This window comes from Verrucomicrobiaceae bacterium (assembly GCA_016713035.1).
In the GTDB taxonomy this organism is placed as follows: domain Bacteria; phylum Verrucomicrobiota; class Verrucomicrobiia; order Verrucomicrobiales; family Verrucomicrobiaceae; genus Prosthecobacter.
The window spans coordinates 20,650-43,730 of the sequence record JADJPW010000010.1 but is presented as its reverse complement, the minus strand read 5'-3'; the positions used below and the strand labels follow the sequence as shown (position 1 = coordinate 43,730).

Here is a 23,081-nt window from a genome sequence, read left to right as displayed (position 1 = left end):
TTGCGCCAGATTCAGCGATAAAAGCCCCGCCATGCGCATCCTCACGCTCCTCAGCCTCCTCGTCGTCACCGCAGCTACCCTCCGCGCTGCCACCGCCCTCCCTCCAAAAGCACGCGTCGCCATCATCGGCGACAGCATCACGGAGCAGAAGCTCTACTCCAAATTCATTGAGGCCTATCTCCTCGCCTGCTCCGGGCGCAGTGACATCCACGTCTTTCAGTTCGGCTGGGGCGGCGAGCGGGCCGGCGGATTCGCCGCGCGGCTGGAGAACGATCTCGCCGTCTTTAAGCCCAACGTCGCCACCACTTGCTACGGCATGAACGACGGCAGCTACAAAGCCTACGTGCCCGAGATCGGTGCCGAATATGAAAAAACATGCGTGCCGTCATCGCAGGCCTGAAAAAGGTCGGCGTCCAAAACATCGCCGTCGGCTCCCCCGGTGCCGTCGATCCAGATTACTTCAATCGCCCCACCATCCAGGGCGGCGTGTACAATGAAAACCTCGCCCAACTGCGCAGCATCGCCGAAAAACTCGCCACCGAGAACCAGCAGCCCTTTGCCAATGTGCACGACACCATGATCGCAGCACTGGTGAAATCCAAAGCCGCCCTCGGCAAAGGCTACGGCCCCTTTGGAGGAGATGGATTCCACCCTGCGGCCTCCGGCCAGGCTCCTCATGGCGCAGGCCTTTTTGAAGGCCCTCGGCCTTGATGGCGAGATCGGCACCATCACCATCGACCTGCAAGGCCCCACCACCACCACCGCTGGTCACGAAGTCAAAAAAGGCACTGGCGGCGCCGTCACACTCGCCAGCACCAAGTGGCCCTTCTGCTTCGATGGCGACAAAAAGGATGCCAACGGCACCCGCAGCATCCTCCCCTTCACCGCCTTCAATGAAGAGCTGAACCGCCTCACGCTCAAAGTCACTCACATGACCGCCGCGAAGGCCAAAGTCGCCTGGGGCACCGAAACCAAGGAATTCACCCGCGAACAGCTCGAAGCCGGTGTGAACCTCACCGCCGCATTTGAGAAAACACCCTTCGATCGCCCCTTCGCCGACCTCGTCGCCGCCATCGGCCAAAAACAGGCCTTTGAGACCCTGCTCATCAAGAGCCTCGTCACCCACATGCGTATCATCGCCGCAGAAGCCGCCGCAGAGCCAAAATTGGCCGCCGCGCTGGAAAAACTGAAGCAAAAGCTCGCCTCCGAGCACGCCAAGCAGGACGCCAACGTGCGCCGCATGCTACGCCCAGTCGATCACTCCTTTGTCATCACTGAGCTGAAGTAACAGCTACCGAAACTCTCCACCGCGCCATGCAGCTCGCCGATTGTAAGTGGAACGAGATCGACGCCCTCGATCGCGACACCCCCGTGCTCCTCCCACTCGCCGCCTTGGAGCAGCATGGGCGGCACATGCCGGTCTTTACCGACAGCATGCTCACCCAGGAGCTCATGCGTCGCGTGGAGCAGCGCATGGGCCCGCGTGTGCTCATCGCCCCGCTCATGTGGCTGGGGAATTCCCACCACCACATGGACTTCCCCGGCACTCTCTCCGCCGAGCCACGCGTCTATCTTGATCTGCTCAATGGCCTGCTAGAAAACCTCATCGCCCACGGCCTTCGCCGCCTCATCTTCATCAATGGCCACGGTGGCAACGATGTGCCTGGAAAACAATCCGTCTTCGAGACACGCCAGCGCCACCGCCAGCGGAAGGACCTGCTTCTCCTCTTCGCCACCTACTGGCATCTCGGTGCAGAGCCCTGGCTGCGTGATCCCAGCATCCAGCAGCGTGTCATGGGCCACGCATGCGAATGGGAAACCAGCATGGTCCTGCGACTGCGCCCAGAGCTCGTCAGCGATCCCGCAAAGACTCATGAAGTGCCCTTTGGCAACCCCTTCGAGCCCGCCACACGCGGCTGGACCATGCCCGACCGCAGCGAGCCCGGCCACGTCGGCGATCCACGCCTCGCCACCGCCGAAAAAGGCGAGATCCTCTTCCAAACCTTCACCGACGCCATCGTGAGCCTCCTCGACCGCGTCATCGCCTGGGACGGAAGGAGCTGGGAAGGGTGAAACGCTGGTTGTTCATCGTCGCCATGGGCTTTTGCGCCATCAGCGGAGCCGCCATCGTGGGTGTCATCACGCTGCGATTATCCGGCATGATCGGCATCTACCATGTGCCACAGAATGGCATGGCCCCATTCATCCAGAAAGGCGATCGTGTCGTCGCAGAGGCCTTTTCCATCTGCGGAGGTTTACCACATAGGGGCGACGTTGTTGTTTTCACCACCGCTGGCATTGCCTCTGCCTTCATGCCTCAGACTCAGACGCAGCCTATGATTTACATCAAGCGAGTCGTCGGCCTACCTGGTGACACGCTCGAATTCCGTGGCGACGCCCTCCACATCAATGGCAAACCCGTGACCGACTATTTTGACAGCGCTGACATCCACTACCTACCGATGGCGCTGCTTCAAAATGGAAAGACCGTCCAGGTTCCTGAAGAGCACCTCTTCGTCATGGGCGACAATTCCGGCAACAGCTCTGATTCCCGCTACTGGGGCCCTCTCCCTGTGAAAAACGTCTTCCAGAAATACGCCTTCCACCTCATCCGCGCTCAAGCGACAGCGGAGAAAAACCAACCCCAGATAGCGCCGTAATCAGAAACGCCACATGGCGCTGAGACCGAGAGTGATGGCGCGGTTAAAATTCAATGCGGCGGCGGAACCGTTCGCGGAGATTCCGTGTTGGTGCATGAACTGGTAACGAGCACTCTCTATTCACGGCACCCCGTGCCCCTTCGCCGCGACCCAGAGGGAGTACCAGTCTTCACGCTCGAGTTGGATTCCGGCGGATTTCACGCAGGCCTGGATGCGCTCCAGCTTGTTCGTGCCGATGATCGGCAGCGGGCATGACGGATGCGCCATGATCCAGGCGTAGGCGAGCTGATCGAGCGTGGCACCGCCATACTTGGCGCTGAGCTCGGCAGCTTTGGCCAGGAGGCCTTCGTGCTTCATGAGATCGCCTTTGGCCAGCGGGGACCAAGCCATGGGCAGGATGCGCTGGCGCTGACATTGATCAAAAACGCCGTCGTAGATGGGGTCCATGTGCAGGAGGCTGAATTCGACCTGATTCGTCACCAGCGGCTGGTCCATGCGTGCGTTCAGCAGCTCGAATTGATGCACATTGTAGTTCGAGACACCTGCGGAGCGGATTTTACCGGCTTTGAGCAGTTGATTCAGGCCCGCGGCAGTCTCATCCGCACTGGTGAGCCAATCCGGGCGATGCACGAGCAGCAGGTCGATATGGTCGATGCCCATGAGGCGCAGGGATTTCTCACAGCTCTTCACGATGCGTGCGGCGGTGAGGTTGTAGTGCGCCGTTTTGCGCTCGGGGTGAAAATCGCAGGGCACGTAGATGCCGCACTTCGTGACGATCTCGATCTGGTCGCGGAAAGCGCCGTCGAGCTTCAATGCGCCGCCGATCGCCTCCTCGACATGGTACAGGCCGTAAATCTCCGCCGTGTCCAGCGTGGTGATACCCATGTCCGCACAGGCTTTGAATCGGCTCAGCAGTGCCTGCGGCGTCTTGTTGGCGGCATCTGCATCATCGAGGATGCGCCAGGTGCCATAGATGAGGCGGGAGAATTCAGGGCCGTTCGGAGAAATGCGGTGACGAGTCATGGAATAAAAAAGACGAGCTTACCAACTCAGTAGCGGCCCTTCGACGAGTGTCACGCCGTCTTTTTCCGCCTGTCGCGTGAGCTCTGCGGTGAAACCCGCACGGCAGAAGAGGATGAAGTGCTTCTTCCACTTTTTCAGGCGCGGAAAGTCGTCCGCTTTGGCCCGCAACTCCGTCAGCACCGGCACATCCATCTTCCGCGTGGTCCAGCGGCATTCGCCGAAGAGCGCCGCCTCGTCATGGCGGTTCAGCGCAAAGACATCCACCTCACAGCGCGGCGTCCACGCACGACCAATGGTGTCCGGCTGGAACGGCATCTGCGCCTGCGCGGTCTGCTTTTCCACATGGCGGCGGGCCAGCTCTTCGTAGCCCGTTTTTCCCACGTAGGACTCCAGACGCGGCGTGATGAGCGCCATGTGCTCCGTGATCATGTTCCGCTCCACCAGCCCGGTGTGCGGGTGGATGAACTCAAAGTGGAAGCGCAAAAACGGATCGCAGATCTCGTAGCGGCTCAGGCGTGTCTGTCCGGCCCGTGGTGCCTCCGCCGACTGCACGCGGCGCACTAGGCGCAGAGCGAGCAGCGTGTGCAGATACTTGCCCACATGCGTGATCGCTAGCCCGGTGAATTTGCTGATCATCACCGGCGTGCGCAGACCGCCGCCGATGGCCTCCAGGATGGCCAGGTAGGTGCGTGGCTCGCTGATTTCATCCTGGATCAAAAACAGCGCCTCATGCCGGAACAGCGTGGAGGGAGAGAGCAGCAGCTCGCGGATGTTTTCCTGCACCGGCACGCTGTCGTCCCACATTTCGAGGTACTTCGGCACACCGCCGAGCACGCTGAAGGTCTCCACGATCTGCACCGGGCTGTAGTTTGGCAAAAACAGCGGCAGATGCGCCGCCGCCACCTCCTGCAGCAGCAGCGAGGCCGTGGCACGGCCATACAGCGGCTGGCGCGGCGTGAAGAACTGCTCGTGCATCATGTGATACTGCGAGCCGCTGAGCACCAGGCGGAGCTGCGAGCCGGCTTTTTGCTGGTCCCACACTTTTTGCACCAGCGAGGCCAGACCGGGCACGCTCTCCAAAAGATACGGAAACTCGTCGATGCACGCCACCAGCGGCTCCTCCCTCGCCAGGGCGAACATCTGCCCCAGCGCCTCCTCCCAGCTCGCAAAACTCAGCTTTCCCGCCACGCCCGTGCAGGCGGCCAGCGCCTCCGAAAAGCCACGCAGCAAAATCTCCGGCGTGCTGCGGTGCGCCACCCAGTAAAAGCCGCGCAATCGCCGCTCCGGCCTGCCGCCCAGCCAGTGCATGAGCAACGCCGTTTTCCCGATACGCCGCCGCCCATAGACGACGATGAACTGCGAGCCACGCCGCTCCGTGAAGGCATCCAGGATGCCCAGCTCCTCCTGCCGGTTCACAAAAGGCGGCAAAACCGGCGGCAGCGTGGGATTTGGATAAATAACTGGCATTCGTGATAATATACCCAATACGTCACTTGTCAATGATTCAGGCCGCGAATCAGCCTGCATGTTACTCATTGAGTATATTACTCAAAGTGTCACTTAATGATCCTCTTTGCCCAGGTAGCCACCTCAAGGATACCTCGGAAATTTCGAGAAATCCGGCTTCCGCTTCTCCACGAAGGCCTTTTTTCCCTCCTGGGCCTCTTCGCTCATGTAGTAAAGCAGCGTGGCATTCCCGGCCAGATCGAGCAGCCCCATCTGACCATCGCAATCGGCATTCAGGCAGGCTTTCAGGCAGCGCAGCGCCATGGGGCTGTGCTGGAGCATCTCGCGGCACCATTGCAGCGTTTCGGACTCAAGTTCGGCCAGCGGGACGACTTTATTGACCAGGCCCATGTCCAGCGCCTGCTGCGCATCGTATTGGCGGCAGAGGTACCAGATTTCGCGGGCCTTCTTTTGGCCCACAATGCGGGCGAGATAGCTGCTGCCGAGTCCGCCATCAAAACTGCCCACTTTCGGCCCTGTTTGGCCAAATTTCGCGTTATCCGCCGCGATGGACAGATCGCACACCACATGCAGCACATGTCCACCGCCGATGGCGTAGCCCGCGACCATCGCCACCACTGGCTTCGGCAGCGTACGGATCTTCCGCTGCACATCCAGGATGTTCAGCCGCGGCACGCCATCATCACCCACGTAGCCAGCTTCCCCACGCACCTTCTGATCCCCGCCGCTGCAAAACGCCAGCGGCCCCTCTCCACAGAGGATAATGACACCCACGTCCCGATCCTCATGCACGATGTCAAAAGCCTCCAGCAACTCCCGCACCGTCAGCGGGCGAAAAGCATTCCGCACCTCCGGCCGATTGATCGTGATCTTGGCGATGCCGTCGCTGGTTTTTTCCAGCTTAATGTCCGTGAAGGTTTTGATGGGGGTCCACATGAGAATTTTAGATTTCTGATTTTTGATTCCTGATTTGGCGGATGAATTCTTCCGGCGTCAACGGCTGCGGTTTGTAGCCCGAACCGATGAGCACGTCAAAATGATGGTCAGCCGTGATGATGCAGTCCGCCTCCGCCGCGATGGCGCAGTCGGCGAATTTATCGTCGTCGCGGTCAGCGGAGATGGTGCGGAAGAAAAAACTGGGAGAGACAAGTCGAGTGTTGCCACGGTGGACGGAAGCCAGATCGAGTAGGCGCTCCAAAACCTGCCAGCGAGCCGTACCAGACTGGCGGATGACCACTTCTTGATATTCCATCAGGATATCCGTCGAGAACGCCCAGATGAAGCGCCCAGCATACCATGCATGCAAAATGACTGCAAAAGGGTGCCGTTGGTTGAGTGCCTGTAGCACCACGTTGGTATCGACCACGGCAGTCATGCGGCACGCTGTCGTAGTTCAGTCCGCACCTCTTGGATGATCTCATCCAGTCGCTCGTATCTGCCAGCAGCCCAGTCTTGGGTGAAGCCATCCTGCACCTGTCGCCACAGCCGGTCCATTTCCAATCGCGCCAGCATACGCTCCACGAGATCGAGATCCTCATCGGGCAATTCATCGATGCGCTGGTGCAATACAGGCCGCTTTTTCTCTGGTGGATTCAAGGTTAAGCTCATGTTGAAAGACTATCACGCCAGCGATTCAGCCGCAAATACTCACTGGACTCAGGATTCAGGAGCCAAGCGAAGCGAGACAGACAGCCGCAGGCTGCCCGAAGGGAAGCGAAGCGCATCAATCCGAAATCAGGAATTCATCCCGATTGCCAAATCCCTCCCATTACGGCTAAAAGAACCCCATGCCCGTCGACGCCATCACGATCCTCCACATCTCTGACATGCAGTTTGGGAAGTATCATCGCTATTCGCAGGCGCATCCAGGCACGCCGCCCAACGAATACGACACCCTCAGCCAGCGGCTCATCCTCGACCTAGATCACTTGATGGGCAAAACCACGGCGAAGATCAAGGCTCCCATAGCCAAGCCGGATTTGATCATCTGCACGGGCGATCTGGCGGAGTGGGGGCTGGCGAAGGAGTTCACCCAGGCCTTCGACTTCCTCGGCAAAGTGGCCGAGCACCTGGGTTTAAGTCGGGACCGGGTCATCGTCATTCCCGGCAATCACGACATCAACCGCAAGCAGTGTGAGAGCTACTTCATCGAGTGTGAAGCAGAAGGTGAAATCCCGGTTTTTCCTTGGTTCCCCAAGTGGAAGCAGTTCAAGGCTGCTTTCGATGCTTTTTATGCCGACAGCTCAGGCATCACCTTCACGCCAGCGGAGCCTTGGACGCTGTTTCCGATCCATGAGCTGACACTCGTGGTGGCAGGATTGAATTCGACCATAGATGAGGGGCATGATGCGGCAGTGGAGGCCCTCGCTGATCCAGGACACCACGGCTTCTGCGGTGAGCCACAACTCCGTTGGTTCGAAGGCCGTCTCTCCGCGCCTGAGTTTGCGGGTTGGATTCGCATCGCAGCAGTCCATCACAATATCAGCCGTGGCTGCCGCAGTGATAATGAAAACCTGCGAGATGAGGACTTCATGCAGAGCATTCTGGCCCCACATCTCGATCTGGTGCTTCACGGGCATACTCATCAGGCGAAAGACGCCCTCATAAAGCCCGACGTGCCCGTTTTTTCGACAGGTAGCGCCTCACTCGTCACTCGTGGTGCGGACGCCATCCCCACGGATGTGCCGAACCAATACCAGATCATCACCTTGCGGCAGGACAGCATCACCCGCCACTGCCGCAGCTACAATGGCGCGGCCACGCCACCCAAGTGGATCGGCGACAACAGCCTTTCCTTAGACGGCAGCGAGTGGATCATCACCGATCGGGCGGACTTCGGCTCCGCTCATGCGATATTCAACCCATCGGTCGATGATGGCGGCTTTGAAGGCATCGAGTCAACTCACCATGTCAGCTCCCGAGAATTCGCCCGAATCATCAGCAGAGAGTTTTCGAGCGAGATCAGCGCAGCGGACCTCTTCCGCGAAAACATCGTCCGCCTCACCGAGCTACGTCACGAACGAGCACGCGTCGAGCCGCTGCACTGGCAGCATGAGGACATGCGCTGTCTCAGCGTCAGCTTCACCACAGAGAGCGGCATTCACACCTGCCGCCCGCTGGCGACCTGCCTGCAATGCCCGACCACGGAGGAGCTGGATGCCTTCCACGCTTATATTGTCCGTCAGTACCGCGCCAGTGAGCCGCGGCTCATGGCCGACTGCATTTTCGGCGATGGTGCGGAGATTCCGACGGCGGTTCAGGCGCATGCGGACAGGCTGGGCATCCGCTTGCAGCGTATCGCTCAGTATCGCGGGCTGCTGGACCTAACGGACTTCATCCAAGGCCAGACGGCGCGGGTGGAGGAGATTCAGAAGCGTGCCGCCTACCGCCCGGACTGGTATGTGGACCAGCGGATGAATTTTGAGGCCGGCCCCATCAAAGACACCACCGCCGACGCACTCGCGGAGGTGGCAGGGTGGATGCAGCAGCCAGGACCGGCCTTTGCACTGATCTTGGGAGAGCCGGGCACGGGAAAAACCTTCCTCATGCTGGAACTGGCTCGCCGCTTGGCCGCCGTGCCCTGCATGCGACCGATCCTGGTCGAGCTGCGCGGCATGGAAAAGGCCAAAACCGTCGCCGCCATGCTCGGGGCGCAGTTTGCGGATCATAAACAGCCCAGCGACCCGAAGAAGCTCAACCACATGGTCCGCGAGGGCGCTGTGACTCTGCTTTTCGACGGCTTTGACGAACTGGCGCTGCGTGTCGGCTACATGCGAGCGGCAGATCATTTGAATGAAATCATCGCCGCCGCACAGGGGGAGGCACCGCACATCGTCGTTACCAGCCGCACCAGCCACTTCGAGAGTGACAAGCAGGTGCGGAACAAGCTGGCCGAGGCCCTTCAGGCCGGCGTCCAGGGCCTGCACTACTGCCACTTGCTCCCCTTCGAGTCGCCGCAGATCGAGGCCTTCCTCCAGAAGCGGTTCCCATCGGAGGCGGAAGACTGGATGCGCCTGCTGCGGGATGTGGAGGACCTCATCGACCTCTCTCGCATTCCGCGCATGCTGGCCTTCATCACCGAGGTGCCGCGGGAGACCCTGGAACAGGCCCGGAAGCCCGGCAGCGGCACCGTTTCGGCGGGAGACGTGTACCGCCTCGTAGTGGAGGGCCAGTGGCTGCCTTTCGAGCACCGGCGCATGAACCAGCCCGGCTCCGCCGAGCTTTTCACTGTGCCGCAGATGCTGGATGCCGTGCAACACCTGGCTCAGGCTCTCTGGCGCACCACGGACCGCTTCATCTCGCTTAGCGAGCTGGGGGATCACACTCAACGCATCTTGGAAAAATTCGCGCCGGACAAGGTCGGCCAGGAAATGCACGCCACGCACCAGCTCGGCTCCGGCACCCTGCTCATGCGGGACGCAGACGGCCGTTTCACCTTCATCCACCAGTCCGTCCTGGAATGGCTCGTGGCAGATCAGGCCGCGCGGGAGCTGCTGGAGCATGGCGACACCAAAAAGCTGGATGAGGGAGAAATGCCCTCTCTCATGGCGGACTTCTTCATCGACCTCGCCGGGCAGGCACATGCGGGCCAATGGGCAGCACAACTTACTTCCAGCAACACTAGCGCGGATATCCGGCAATATGCGAAATCAAACGGAACACTCCTCTTGAAGCGTCTGAAAGATCGCTATGGCACAGTCATTCAGTCTCATGCGGTCAAGAACCTTGCAGGAGCCGATCTGAGCGGACGTGTCTTGCTTGGCGAGGACTTCCAACACGCCAGAATGGAGCGTGTGAAACTCTACGAAGCCAATCTGAGTGCGGCGAATCTCTACGCGGCTCACTTACTGGAGGCGGACCTACGACACAGCGATCTCTTCCGTGCGAATTTGCAAATGGCCGATCTCACTCGCGCCGACCTCACTGGCGCGAATTTGTCCCATGCCGACCTGCGTGGCGCCGACCTCACTGAAGCCGATTTCACCCGCGCCACACTCATCGGGGCGGATTTGCGGGGTGCGGTGCTGACGGGGAGCCAGTGGCACCTAGCTCGGTTGGCGGGTGCGGTCTTAGATCAAACTGATTCGCCGAGCATGGTCGGAGTTGGGCAAGTGCGCTTATCAACAGTGCACACTCTGTCATTCGCATCTGCCGTATCTCGGATACATAGTGTGGCTTGGAATACTCGCTTCGGACTCATCGCGGCTGGCCACGAGAATGGCAGCATTGTAATTTGGGATGCTAGTAGTTTCCGAATTCTCAGGGTTCTCCAGGGACACCAAGGCTGGGTAAGGGGGCTGGCATTTTGCTTGGACGGCCATTTTCTAGCGAGCGGTGGAGATGACAAGACGATAAGAATATGGGATCTCTACAAACAGAAATTTAAGTTATTGGTGGGTCACGATGCAGCCATTACCTGTTTGGCTGTCAGCCCGGGCGGGGGGCAGCTTGTTAGCGGTTCGAAGGATAAGACTGTTAGAATTTGGGATATACAGAACGGCTCTTGTTTACACATTTTGAAGCGTCACTTAAAAGCTGTGACAAGCGTTGCATTCAGCCCACAACACGCTTTGATCGCCAGCGGGAGCAATGACCAGTATATACGTCTTTGGAGCAGCGCTAATGGACAGTATCTAAGAGGGATCAAAGATCACACTGAGCCTGTAACTGGCGTCGCGTTCACTCACGATGGCTCAGTACTGGTAAGTACATCTTCCGATAACACATTTCGTCAATGGAGAATGCCAAGTGGTGCTCTTATCAGTAAATTCAAAGGCCACACAAATGCAGTCTCGTGTGTCTCCTCTGCTCCTAACAGTTCCTTGTTCGCAACAGGCTCATTTGATAAAACTATCCGCATGTGGAACTCAACGGATGGAGCGTTGGTTAGTTCAATGCCAGAGAAAGGACAAATAAGAGCACTTTGCTTTGGCGCAGACAATCAATTGGCGAGCGGGGGCGATGAAGGATGTCTAGGTGTTTGGGATTGCTTTCAGTTCACGAAGACGCATTCTTTAAGGACTTACCAGAACGCAGCTTTTTGTGCTTCATGGTTTTCAGGTGGGGCACGGATTGTTGCCGGTTTCGCGGATGGATTATTGCGGATATGGAATCTTGCGAAGGGCGATATTGTGCAAACTCTGGATGGCCATCAAGATGCGATATACTGTTTAGCTTGCAGCACAAACGGTAGGTGTCTTGTCACTGGATCGAGTGACGGTTCAATAAACCTTCGAAATGCTGACTCGTTAAAAATTGAGGCCGTGCTTAATGGACACAGCGGCCGAATCCGGTGCGTTACATTTGATCCTTTGGACAAGGTTATTGTTAGTGGCTCTGACGACTGCACAATTCGTATTTGGCGTATTGAAAATGGTGAAGAAATCGGGGTGTTGGCAGCCCATCGTCGAATCGTTTGGGGTGTCGCATATTGCCCTAAATCAACTCAGATAGCAAGCGCATCAGGAGATACTACAATTGGTCTATGGGATGCTCACAGCGGACGTAGCAAACATTTCCTCACGGGACATTCAGGGTCGGTTTATTGCGTGGCGTTCAGTTCCGATGGCCGTTGGTTAGCTAGCGGCTCCGAGGATAATTCTGTGAGGATCTGGCATGCACAACTTGGGAGCGAGAATGCTCGACTCATTGGGCACACCGCCGCAGTTTGGAGCGTTGCCTTTAGTCCAGACTGTAGCCTTTTGGCCAGCGGATCATCTGATAACACCATCAGGATTTGGGATACAAATTCTTGTCGGCAAAATAGGATACTCCTCGGTCATAGTGATTCCGTAGTTAGCATCTCATTTTGGAAAGGGAAGAGCGATGGTGCTCTACTTCTCCTCTCCTATAGTGCCGAAGGCACAGTCCGAATCTGGGACGCTGATAATGAAAACTGCATGGACATTCTGCTGGCCCATGGGGACAGCTACGCCGCCCTGCGCCCGGACGGACGCTACCGCGCCGTGGGAAACATGCGTGACTACCTCTGGCACGTCTCCGGCCTCGTCCGCTACGAGCTGGGAGAGCTGGATGAGGTCGATCCCCACCTCAAACTCGCCGATGACGAGCCGCTGATCCCGCCAGTGTATTTCGGGAGGCAATGAGGGCCGAGTATTACCCTGCTAGGGAAATCCGGATAGAGCCCTCTTCTGCGGAGCTATGATCATGAAGATTGCAGTGTAAAAGACTGTGATACCTCCCCTCTCACCTAGGGGGCATAGGACAAACCATAAAAGCGGCTCGAAAGCCGAAAGGCCGAAATTGTTGCGCATTTAAATTATAGTAATTATAATGTAACATGCTCCGTCCTGTCACCCCCACTCGCTTTAAGAGTCCCCTCTCCAGTCTGTGGGGACTGTTCGCATTTCTAGCGGTGGGTTCTCTATCCCTATGGGCGGAGGGGCCACCGGTGGACCCGAGGGTGCGGGATCTACACATCGAAAGGTCTCAACACTCTGCCCTGCCGATACCGGCGAATGTGTCCTTTGCTGATGTCATCGGAAACGACATCGACGTCTTTCATAACGACAATGACACTCACAAGGAGGGAACCCATGCCTTTTTCATCAAACTGGGCGATAAGACGGCTCTGGCGCTGGGTTTCGAAAAGCAGCACGATCGCGGACCGAGCGAAATCCGGTATAAGGGCCAGTTGGTGAAGCTGGGGCCACTGTTGCGGAGCCCACCGGATGCCGCACATAGCATGATGTGGGTGTGGGAAGCGGAGCTGCCACCAGGGGCCGTGCCGCTGGTGCGTGAGCGTCTGCCGCTACCGCTGATCCTTTACAAGGATGAGATGACGATCCTCACCGCCGAAGGCCCGAAGCAGGCCGTGCTGACCAATCTGCATCCTGGTGGGCCGATCATGCCCGGCCATGCCATCGGTGACGGCGCGATGCTCACCTTGGAGGAAGCGGAGTCCTACACTGCGATCCGCGTGGGTGATCCTGTGATTCAAACGAGCACGGGCATCGTGGTCGCCGCAGTGAGAAGCAAAAGCCCCTGGACGGCATCCATGAAGGAGCCGGCGGATTGCGGCATCGTCTGGCTAGCCTTTCCACGGCCGCCGGAAAAGCTGAGCGCTCCGCTGGAGCAGGTCTGGGGTGCCGCCGTGCCGTCCAATCCGTCTGTCGATGATGCTTTTTTGCAGAAGTTCCTGCCTGCCCGTGCCCTCGGGACGAAAATCGGCGAAACGATCGAGGAGGCCTGGGAGAGAAATCCCCTGCTCCACCGCCTGCCGCCTGAAGCCAAAAGCAGGTGGTTCAGCGCGGACTATTTCGGTGAAGAGTGGGTCTTTTCACACCAGAATATCGCCACGAAAGATGGCCGTGTCGTGAGGATCGACTACGAGACGGCCTGTAGCATCGGGTCGAAGTCAACGATGCTGTATGTGAACTGGCTGGCTGAAAAGTTCCAAACCCCCAAGGTAGTCCGTAAGTCTGCGAGAGGGCGTGATTTGCTAGCGATATGGAATCAAGGACCGATCTGGGTGGCTGCCATTTTCAGTTTGAATGATAAGACGATCTCGGTGGACATGTTCGTGGCAGGCGGAGAGGCGGAACTCAAAGATCGCTTCAACCAAGATTCGTTCTCGGTCCCAGCAGGAGCATCAGACAAAGACACCTTTCTGAAGCTGGCCAGTGAGCTGGCCTCCCAAGCCAAAGAGGAGGATTTTGGAGTAACAGAGAAGCTTCCGCTCCAAAATCTAGTGATGGCGGCCAGCCCCAGCAAAGCCGTGATGAAGCGAAACGGGCAAGACATTCAACTGGGAGCCCCCACCCATCCTGTAAGCGCCCAGAGGGCGGAAATCGCACGAGAAGTCGCTCCAGCCGCTCAGCCCATGCCGTCTCGGAGCAGCGATTACATCCGAAAAATCGCGGTGCAACGAGTCGAGCACGTTTGTCAGGCCGCACAGGCTTTCAACGCCCTGCCAATAGAGATGCGCAAATCCATGCAGAACCAGACCAGCAGCGGCGCTTTTGCGCTGCTAGTGGACCACGCCAACAAGCATCCCGATCTGGTTTTGAATGACGAACTGTACCACACCATGAAGTGGACACTGCAATACACCACCAAGGCAGAACTCATGGAGACACCCGCTTTGGAAAAACTTGTCCGCGTAATCAACGCCGAGATCGTGCTCGCGAGTGCCTGGCGCACAGCACAGCAAGCCGCCTCGGTCTTTGAAGCTGCCAAGACCGCTGGCACCACCGAGCTCGATGATGTGAAAACGACCGAAGAGGTCATCCAGCGGCTGAATAAAGGGGTGAACGGCAGTGGCACATTCAAGGACCAACGCTTCATCTCAAAATCCACGCCAGAACTGGCCACAGAGGCCTGCAAGCATCTCCAATACGATGCGCAGACCAAAACCCTCCGCTATGCGCCCAAGTCCGTGAAAGTGGAAGGCTCCGACGTGCCGATGGAAGGCCTCAAAGAGCTAGCCATGCTGGTGAATCCCGAAACGACGCCATGGCCGAACCCCAAGTCCCCCATTGTATTCGCGGCTTCAGACACCGATCCACTGCGCACAGCACGGAGTTTATCCGCCGCCTTTGCCTCAGCGAAGGCGACAGGCAGCACCGAGCTCGACAGCGTGAAGACCGTGGAAGAAGCCATCCAGCGTCTGAATAAAGGGGTGAATGGTAGCGGAGCATTCGCAGGCAAACTCTTCGTCGCAAAAACCACGCCAGAACAAGCTGCGGCCGCCAGACGCCACCTCACCATGGATTTGATCCAGCATAGCCTAGCCTTCACTCCAGACGGCATGAGCCAGAGCGAGTACAATCTTAAACTCAGGGCCAATCAGACTGCCCAGGCACCCCAAAGCACCGTCGCAGTCACAGCCCACGAAGCCCAGCAGGTCGCAAGAAGGCTAGTCGCCGTCTTTGACGTCGCCGTAGCGACAGGCTCGAAGGATATCGATCAGCTTCAGACTCTCGATCAGGTGGTCGAACGCCTGACCACCGACGGATTGGCCGGAGCCGGAGCATTAGAAGGCAAACGCATCTACACCAGAGCCAAACCAGGTGAATCCGAAGCCGCCAAACCTTACCTCAAGTATGACTCGTTCACCAAAACCCTGAGCTTCTCCTCCGGCACCAGCCGTCCCTCCATGTCCGGCAACGAAAGGCGTCCCACGGTGATGAACGTGAGCCGTGAAGTGCGGCAGAGTCCCCCTTCCGAAATCTCTGCCACTCAGGCTGAGCGCAAGGCCATCGACTTGGCAGCCACTTATGAAACGGCCACAGCCGGAAGCACATCGAACTTCGCGGATGCGAACACTTTGGAAGATGTGATCCAGCTACTGAATGCCGGCGTGGAGGGAGCTGGCGTGTTCGCAGGCAGACGATTCTACTTCAAGACCACACCAGCGGAGACTGCGGCTGTTAGGCCTTACCTTAAATTTGATGCGCTCACCAAAACCCTCCGCTTCACTCCCCAAACAACCAGCGACATCCGGCGCAGCGCCCCCACACAGAAAGACATGGAAGAAAGTCGTGACGCTGCGGCTGTGGCTAAAAGCAGGCGCAGCGCCCAGACGCTTTGCTCAGTTTTCAACGCCGCGGTAGCGAGCGGAGCCAGCGAACTCGAAGACGTGAAGACCGTGGATCGCGCCGTCGAGCTCATGCTCACTGGAGTCAACGGTGGTGGGCCATTCAAAAACAATCGCTTTGTCGTGAACAGCACTCCAGAAGAGGCCGAAGCCGCCAAACCCTATCTCGAATTTCGCCAGGAAGACCAAATGCTCATTTACAAGCATTCGGACCGCTAAAAAACATCAGAACAACGCCCCGGGGTGGCCCTCATGAGTTAATTCGTAAATGAGGTGAGGCGTTATTCCTCACCATACTTGCATAGGAGGTTCCAGAGGTGCTGGATGTCCGATTCCGTGATGCCCGGGCAGTCGAGAGCGGCTTCGTGATCAAAATGCTTTCTTGCCTGGGTCTTCAGGGTGCGATTAAAAAAGGCCTTGAGCCGCATGGATGAAGTCTGGTGACGAGCCGCTAGCTCCTCCTGGCTGGGGCGGGGCGCGGCGGCCAGCGATCCGTGAGCACTAGTGGGAGCAAGTCTGCCACCAGATCCTCATGCCCTTTCCCGTCATATTTATTTTGCAGGGCTTTTTGCGCGGCCCGCCAGATTTCACGCGCTAACATCAGATCGAAAGTAGGCTCTGGAGCTAGATGGGCTATGTGGGCCGCCCGAAAGCTATGCTCTGCATGCTCAGGATCGAACTCGACAAAAATCCCACCTCCTCCGCGTTTCACCGCACTGTGTGCTCGCCGATGATTGCTGTCGATGTTGCGGAAGCATTTCATCAGCCAGTGGCTGAGATGAGCACCGCGATTGGAGTCAAATTTTCGCAGCATGTCGTCCTTCACCACCTCGGCAAAGAAGTCCTGCACGCGATCCTGCGCATCCGGTTCCTTTAGACCCAAGGAGCGTGCAAAACCATACATTGCAGGGTAGTAGATCGTGCAAAAGCGTGCCAGCGACACCTCTCGCACACGCGGGTCTGTGTCTTTCAAGTTCACCAGCAGGGTATGTGAGGTGGTGGGAAAGTGACGTGGGCTAAACTGCATGGGAGAGTATCTTCCCCCTTTCGTACCCGAAAAGGCAGATGATTGTGACAGTTTTCCTAACAGAACGGAGCGTTTTAAGCTTACATCTGCCCGTATTCTCCTGCATGTCGTCAGCCGCCGCACACTCAGCCCTACTCCAGTCTTTTGGTTGGGATCTGCGCTTTGAGGTACTGGAAAAGATCGGCACCGGAGCCATGGGCCAGGTCTGGCGTGCTAGGGAGATCGCCACGGGACGCATCGTCGCCCTGAAAATGATCGATCCCGCCCGCACGGGCGATGAGCAAACACTCGCCCGCCTAGAGATCGAAGGCGAGACACTGACCAAACTGCGCGAAGCCGGTGCTCATGAGCATGTCGTGCCGATCCTCGACTTCAAAATCACCGAGGAGCACGCCTGCCTCGTCATGGAGTTCATCCCAGGGCTGAATCTGAAAAAATGGTGCTCCACGCATCAGCTCAGCCTCACGGATCGAGTACGTCTCATGGCCCAGATCGCCCGAGCTGCCGGGTGGTTCCACGGACTCGGCATCGTCCACCGGGACTTAAAGCCCGCGAACATCCTCGTCCATGCCACGAGCCAGCAGCCTATCGTAGTCGATTTCTCCATCGCCAAGGTGGAGGATACCCTCACGCTGACTTTGACGAATGAAGCGCTCGGCACTGCGCCCTACATGGCACCGGAGCAGTTTGACAAAAGACGCGGCCCCATCACCCCGGCCACGGATGTCTATGCACTCGGAGCCACGCTGTATGAATTACTCACGCAGGTGCATCCACATCCCGGAGAGTTCACCGTCATCATCCAGCGCCATAATGACGAAGTCCGCCCCGCTCCGCCCTCCGCGCTGAATCCCGCCGTACCGCGTGATCTGGAATGCATCCTCCTCAAAGCCCTCTCCCATCAACCGCAAGACCGCTATACCGATGGCAACACGCTCGCCGATGATCTCGAAAGGTTCTTGGCCGGAGAGCCGGTCAAAGCCCGCCCACTGTCACTGGCGACGCGCATCGTCCGGCACGCCCGCCGGAAGCCAGCCCTCACCGCCGCGCTGGCCGCATGCCTCGTTCTCGGCAGCATCGCGTTATGGAATGGACAACGCCAGGCCGCCCAGAGGCAGCGCTTCGACCTAGAGACGCGGCTCACCACCGCGATGCAGTATGAGCATTGGAGCAAAAGCAGCCTAAGCGATGCAGAGGCCACCCTCGCCGCTCTAGCCCAGCATGACGCCACGCTGGCCACCACGCTCCGCCAGCACCACCAGCAGGACGTCGTGCATGACATCGAGGCTCGCCTCCAGCAGCCCCACCTGCTCGAAGCGGACTTCATCTGGCTGCGCAACACCGCCGAGTGGCTAAGCTCCCGCCTCCCAGAGCAGGCAGAGCATCTCCAAAGCCTCATCACCGCCCGCCGCGGCCGCTGGCAGACGATTGCCGAGCTACGACCTCCTTTTAGCGACATGCACGGCCTTCTTCACCGCTCCCACATCAGCGAGGTCGATGGCCTGCTCTACGCCTCCCATACTGAGGCTAAAAGCAACCCCCCCGCTATCATAGTCACCGATGCAGCCAGCGTGCCGATGGAGATCGACTGCATTTTTGTCGCAGAGGGGAAAAGCTTCCACCACATCGCTTTGGATTTCGCCCATCAAAACGCCGACCTCGTTCTATTGCTCTACAAGGTGAGTCACGCACCCAAGATCATCTTGACCCACATGGGACTCCAATCGGCCGACCCACAGAGCTACGTCCTTTATTACAAGCTCAATGATTCATTCCAGCACGGCATCCTCATTCCCGATGCGCATCTGCTCGACCATCCCTTCCGCATGACCCTGCGAGTGGAGCGTGAATGGGCAGAGTCCACGCTCAATGACCGGTGGCACCTGCGGCTAGATTCCCCTTTTGCATTCGGTTCCTCCCAGCCAAACAACCATGCCCGCATCTCCTGGCCCTCGGACATCGGGCTACAGCGCCTCACCTTACGCAATCGGCATGCGGATGCCGTCAGTCCACTGGAGCAGGCGGACCTACTCGCCGCGCAGGGCCAGTGGGCCGCCGCTCGCCATCTGTATGAAAACCTCCTCGGAGATCCCCATGTCGGCCCAGAGGCAAATAGCAAGATCGCCCAGTGTCTTTGGCTAGAGGGGGAGCGCGGTGCCGCCGTAGTACAGTGGGAGAAAACCATCCCCTCACCCCCTTCCACCTGGCGAGACCGCAGTCTCCTCCAGCTCACCTTTCACAGCCTCCTCTCCCGGGATTGGCAGGCCACCGCCCGCTATGCCGCCCTGCTGCCGAACCACCCGCCGCCCGCCACCTTGCAGTCCGTGGTGGGTCCCCATTCCCGTGAATTCTCGCACTTCCTGGTGCATATCGGCCTGGGTATTGTGCAGCCCAGGATCGACCCCTTACAGGTCAGCACCATTCACCGGGCTTTTGAGAAACTACAAACCCCGCCGCTCGATCTCGCCAACCGCCTCGGCATGGCCCTCCACTTTGCCCAGCAGGATGCGGAGGCTAGAGCCCTCTTTCAGAAAGGTCTCAGCACCCGAGACAGCTACTCCCTGCTCCCAGAAAGCCTCATCGCCATCACTAACTGCCTGGACCAATGGTGTCGCTTCAGCCCTTCCGAAAACGATCCCCAACTGACCGCTGCCCTCGAAAAATGGCAGACCTCCACCGACGGGCGGGCACCCTGGCACATGGAGCAGGCCCGCAGAGCCGCACGCCAGTCGGATCTCCAGGCTGCCGTCACCTCCATCCGTGCCGCCCGCGAAGTCACACCCGAAAAACTAGACAACCGCCTCCACACCAGCCTCTGGCTACTCGAAGGCATGCTCTATCGGCTGCAGGGTGCCGAAGAACGAGCGCAGAACGCATGGAAAAAGGCCCGCTCTATCGCCGCCACCGTCACCATGAGGCACCCGCTACATCTCATCGACAGCCTCCTGCTCCACAGCCTCACTCAGGGCTGGAACCGTGAAACACTGGGCGACGTACTCACCACCTTCGCCAGCCGCCATCTCAGCAAAGAAGACCGTCCCGCAGTCCAAATCACCATTCACCGCACCTTCCTCACCGATCCCGCCTGGATCAGCACCTTCAACGCCGTGCTGCAAAGCAAAGAAGGCCGAAAATTCGCCCAGGACTACACTTTATGCCTCCATCCACCGCGTGAGCTCGTCCTGCGCTTTTACCGCCTGCTTTTCGAGCATCATTTCCTCAGCACCGCCTTCCCCCCGGCCACGCCCGAGCACACCACCCGTGTCCGCCAGATCGTGGACCAACTCGTCACCGAGATGTCCACCAATCCACATGGCGAGATCGAGCACCTTTACGCCTACCTCCGCGCTTGGAACGACCCCGCCGCCGCCAGCACCCTTTTCGATCCAACTTACCCCTACAGCCCTGCCCTGATCGAAAACCTGCGGTGGCTGCTGAAGCAGCGGCAGCGGTAAAGCCAAAGAGGCCCTGACAGAAAAATATTTCCACGCCACTGTCACCGGGGCAGTCTTTTTCGGGAATACCCAGGCAGAATGTACTTTCTGCGCTCCATCCTCCCTTTTTGGCTCCTTGCCGCTTTTTACCTTGGCACGGCGAGTAGCCGCGCCGCCGACCTGAACGCCATCTCCGGCCTCCCGGTGCAAAATGGCATTCTCACCGTCGGGTTCGCGGGCAATCCAGGTGTCTATTACCTCCTTGAGCACTCACATGACCTCGCAAACTGGGCACCAGCAGACATGAGCCTCTGTATCGACTCCGTACTCGACCTCGCACCCGGCGTCACCAAGGGCTTCTTCCGCGCCGTCCCTTACAGCAAATTCTCCCCGCAGGACACGGATGGTGACGGCATCGACGACATCTACGAGCTCACGCACTCCAGTGTGCTCGATCCGCTAGACCCCAGCGACGGCTCCCACGTCGCCACCGGCACCACCACCATCAGCCTATGGATATACCTCGCCATCTACCGCACGGACGACCAATAAGTCGGCCAGTGGAGCTCCGAGGTCAGCGCCTCTTGTTATCCCTGGAAAGTCGCATCGCTAGATAGATCCTACTTTTTATGTCTCGCCAGCTTGTTGCCATTCTCTGCTTGGTTCTTCTCACTTTAGAAAAAAGCATGGGGGCTGATTGGGACGTCTCTTGGCGTTTTGAAGCCGGGGCTTCTTATCGCACGCTTGGCGGCATTCGTTTTGACACCGGATCTTTTTCCGGATCGGCAACTCTTCCTCAATTGGTGCCTGCATCATCAGTGAGCAATCTGTTTGGTCCCGAGAAAGGCTTCGCGGACCGAACTTACGACAACGGTTTCGTCTTCCAGGACATCAACACCACTAATCCTGGAGCTTTTCTGCCCGGCACCACCGCCTTTTGGGGCTACAACGACAACAGTCAGGTGCAGGGCACAAACCTCGTCTTCAACGGAACGGGAGCCAGCACAGTCTTCAGCCAGACACTCGCCAGCGCTGTTGATCCCGCCTGGAAAACTGATCGGGAGGGCGCGGCGACTCCGGCACTGAGCATCACGGGCATGGTCGATGTGGGTAAAGGCTGGCACCTGGGGGCTAGCCTAGGCTTCATCGCACCGAGTATGGAGACACACAACGCTTCCTCCACCTTCCGTGCCGCACAGCAGTCACAATCGTTCAACGACACGGCCACCGACACCTACGCGCTGCAAGGCGTGGTGCCGCCGGGAGCACCGTATTCAGGCGTTTTCAATCCGCCTGGGCCGGCACCCGTCATTGACAATGTGCCAACAAGCCGTGTGCTGACTTCCACACTCATCGGCACTCAAACCGGTGTCTTCACCAACTCCATCGAGGAGTCGCTCGAACTTCACTTCTACGTCTTGTCGCTGGGACCGGTCCTGGAGTTTCAACGCGGGCCTTGGTCCGTTGGTGGATCGTTTGGCTTTGCGATGAACCTGGTGGACTGGCGGGCCACTTTCAAAGAGGAGCTGACAGGCTTCTCCGGGAGGTGTGACGACACCTGCTGGCAGATGGGAAGCAGAAAGCTCTGACCTGGATGTGCTGGGTGGCTTTTACCTCCAATGGCAGGCCTCCTACGCGATCACCCCGCGGATCAGCCTTAGCGCTTTTGGCCGCCATGACTGGATGAGCTCTCTCTCTGCCGGCGTCGGCCCCTCTTCCTACAAGGCCATTTTGGATGGCTTTACCTACGGCACCGCCGTGCAATACCGCTTCTAAGCACCCTCTGTCTTCTATCTTATGAGAACCGTCTTCGCCGCCACCTGCCTGCTTTTGCCCATGCTGGCCTCAGCCCAGAGCTACCTCGTCGATTTCCCGGAGGCGAGCTACATTAGCATCGCGGGCACGCCGTTCAATGCACCGATCACAATCGCTCCCGTGCCAGCGAGCGGTCTTTTCAGCTACGGTGTCGTGGTCGAGGTCGTCGGCTCATCTGGGCTCACAGGCGTGGTCTTTGTGCAGCCGGCGAACGCGCTCGACTTCGATGGCCCGCGCGGCACCGGCATCCAGCGGGATGATGATCCAGGCGTAGGCCGTGGAAAAGGCACGGTGGACATCTTTAATACCGCGAAACCGAACCACATCGCAGGCATCTTTGCGCAGCTCAACATCACAGGTTTGCCAGAGGGGAGCTACACCCTCCAGCTCGCCCCATATAATACGCTTGGCAACACCGAGGACCTCTTTGTCGATGGCGCGGGCCAGACGCTTGATCCCTTCATCACTTTCGGGAATGCCACGCTCACCGTGCAGCCGGGCGTCGTCACCGCCACCGTGGTTGCCAGTGGTGACCTGCGCACGGATCGCCAGACAGGCATGTTGCTGCGGGACTACGTCCTTACCAACACCGGCACCCGCGCCTCGGCCTTCCGGGTCTGGATTCGGAACCTCGCCAGCAACTGGCAGGTCTGGAACCGCCACGGCATCGTCGATGCCGTGCCCTATGTGGACATCACCCAGCTCGTGCCTGCGGGCCAGAGCGTGACTTTCACCCTGGAGTTCTACGCCAGCCCACGCGTCGGCACACCTGATCCCACGCTGGATGCCGTCGGCATTACTGCCGCACCGCCCATTGTCGAAGGAACCACCTCCTCCCTCGCTCCGCGTGCCACGCTGAACGGTGGAGATGTGCTGCTCGAATTCGCCACCGAGTCCGGCAAAAACTACACCATCCAGTACTCCAGCGATCTGGTGAACTGGAACAGTGTCCTGCCCAAAATCCAAGGCACCGGCAGCCGCGTCCAATGGATCGACAACGGCCCGCCGAAAACCCCCATCCGCCCTGTCTCCGCTGGAGCACGCTTTTACCGGATGGTCGCGGAGTGAAGGATTAAGCCCCTGCTGAATAAGCCTAT

The 23,081-nt window shown here is 58.6% G+C and carries 18 protein-coding genes; 12 read left to right on the top strand and 6 right to left on the bottom strand.

The window, feature by feature from the left end; all coding sequences use genetic code 11:
* Positions 1–31 precede the first annotated feature (31 nt).
* The 5 genes from IPK32_23240 to lepB are packed head-to-tail and all read left to right on the top strand — an operon-like array spanning position 32 to position 2,660.
* Positions 32–400, top strand: a complete 369-nt coding sequence (locus IPK32_23240; protein MBK8094800.1) for a hypothetical protein — start codon at positions 32–34, stop codon at positions 398–400.
* Complete coding sequence (locus IPK32_23235; GenBank protein MBK8094799.1) at positions 376–711, top strand: hypothetical protein; 336 nt, start codon at positions 376–378, stop codon at positions 709–711. The genes IPK32_23240 and IPK32_23235 overlap by 25 nt, the downstream gene beginning before the upstream one ends.
* On the top strand, positions 677–1,288 hold the full coding sequence (locus tag IPK32_23230; GenBank protein MBK8094798.1) for a hypothetical protein: 612 nt from the start codon (positions 677–679) through the stop codon (positions 1,286–1,288). Before IPK32_23235 ends, IPK32_23230 begins: the two co-directional genes overlap by 35 nt.
* Before the next feature lie 26 nt (positions 1,289–1,314).
* The gene (locus tag IPK32_23225; protein ID MBK8094797.1) at positions 1,315–2,073 is read left to right on the top strand and encodes a creatininase family protein; all 759 of its coding nucleotides are present in this window, start codon (positions 1,315–1,317) and stop codon (positions 2,071–2,073) included.
* On the top strand, positions 2,070–2,660 hold the full coding sequence (lepB, locus tag IPK32_23220) for a signal peptidase I (protein MBK8094796.1): 591 nt from the start codon (positions 2,070–2,072) through the stop codon (positions 2,658–2,660). Before IPK32_23225 ends, lepB begins: the two co-directional genes overlap by 4 nt.
* 120 nt (positions 2,661–2,780) lie before the next feature.
* Here the strand turns inward: lepB and IPK32_23215 are convergent, their stop codons facing one another.
* From IPK32_23215 to IPK32_23195, 5 genes are all read right to left on the bottom strand, one after another.
* Positions 2,781–3,683, bottom strand: a complete 903-nt coding sequence (locus IPK32_23215; GenBank protein MBK8094795.1) for an aldo/keto reductase — start codon at positions 3,681–3,683, stop codon at positions 2,781–2,783.
* Between the two features lie 18 nt (positions 3,684–3,701).
* Complete coding sequence (locus IPK32_23210) at positions 3,702–5,150, bottom strand: ATP-binding protein (protein MBK8094794.1); 1,449 nt, start codon at positions 5,148–5,150, stop codon at positions 3,702–3,704.
* A gap of 123 nt (positions 5,151–5,273) precedes the next feature.
* Positions 5,274–6,086, bottom strand: a complete 813-nt coding sequence (menB, locus tag IPK32_23205; GenBank protein MBK8094793.1) for a 1,4-dihydroxy-2-naphthoyl-CoA synthase — start codon at positions 6,084–6,086, stop codon at positions 5,274–5,276.
* A 7-nt stretch (positions 6,087–6,093) separates the two neighbouring features.
* A complete protein-coding gene (locus IPK32_23200) occupies positions 6,094–6,525 on the bottom strand; it encodes a putative toxin-antitoxin system toxin component, PIN family (protein ID MBK8094792.1) in 432 nt (143 codons plus the stop codon).
* On the bottom strand, positions 6,522–6,758 hold the full coding sequence (locus tag IPK32_23195; protein ID MBK8094791.1) for a hypothetical protein: 237 nt from the start codon (positions 6,756–6,758) through the stop codon (positions 6,522–6,524). Before IPK32_23195 ends, IPK32_23200 begins: the two co-directional genes overlap by 4 nt.
* Positions 6,759–6,937: 179 nt before the next feature.
* On the opposite strand from IPK32_23195, the gene IPK32_23190 reads away from it, so the two are divergent.
* Both IPK32_23190 and IPK32_23185 read left to right on the top strand, forming a co-directional pair.
* A complete protein-coding gene (locus IPK32_23190; GenBank protein ID MBK8094790.1) occupies positions 6,938–12,256 on the top strand; it encodes a pentapeptide repeat-containing protein in 5,319 nt (1,772 codons plus the stop codon).
* Positions 12,257–12,630: 374 nt separating this feature from the next.
* Positions 12,631–15,927: a hypothetical protein gene (locus tag IPK32_23185; protein ID MBK8094789.1), complete on the top strand. Its 3,297-nt coding sequence runs from the start codon at positions 12,631–12,633 to the stop codon at positions 15,925–15,927.
* Between the two features lie 232 nt (positions 15,928–16,159).
* Here IPK32_23185 and IPK32_23180 read toward each other — a convergent pair whose 3' ends face one another.
* The gene (locus IPK32_23180) at positions 16,160–16,735 is read right to left on the bottom strand and encodes a hypothetical protein (GenBank protein MBK8094788.1); all 576 of its coding nucleotides are present in this window, start codon (positions 16,733–16,735) and stop codon (positions 16,160–16,162) included.
* 104 nt (positions 16,736–16,839) lie between these two features.
* Between IPK32_23180 and IPK32_23175 the strand changes: the two genes are divergently transcribed.
* From IPK32_23175 to IPK32_23155, 5 genes are all read left to right on the top strand, one after another.
* Positions 16,840–20,190: a serine/threonine protein kinase gene (locus tag IPK32_23175; protein ID MBK8094787.1), complete on the top strand. Its 3,351-nt coding sequence runs from the start codon at positions 16,840–16,842 to the stop codon at positions 20,188–20,190.
* A 78-nt stretch (positions 20,191–20,268) separates the two neighbouring features.
* Positions 20,269–20,721: a hypothetical protein gene (locus IPK32_23170; protein MBK8094786.1), complete on the top strand. Its 453-nt coding sequence runs from the start codon at positions 20,269–20,271 to the stop codon at positions 20,719–20,721.
* Positions 20,722–20,972: 251 nt separating this feature from the next.
* The gene (locus tag IPK32_23165; GenBank protein MBK8094785.1) at positions 20,973–21,758 is read left to right on the top strand and encodes a hypothetical protein; all 786 of its coding nucleotides are present in this window, start codon (positions 20,973–20,975) and stop codon (positions 21,756–21,758) included.
* Entirely contained in the window at positions 21,718–21,945 is a 228-nt protein-coding gene (locus tag IPK32_23160) for a hypothetical protein (protein MBK8094784.1), read from the top strand. Before IPK32_23165 ends, IPK32_23160 begins: the two co-directional genes overlap by 41 nt.
* Positions 21,946–21,966: 21 nt before the next feature.
* Positions 21,967–23,052 carry a hypothetical protein gene (locus IPK32_23155; GenBank protein MBK8094783.1) on the top strand — a complete coding sequence of 362 codons (1,086 nt, stop codon included), beginning with the start codon at positions 21,967–21,969 and terminating at the stop codon, positions 23,050–23,052.
* Positions 23,053–23,081: the final 29 nt, after the last annotated feature.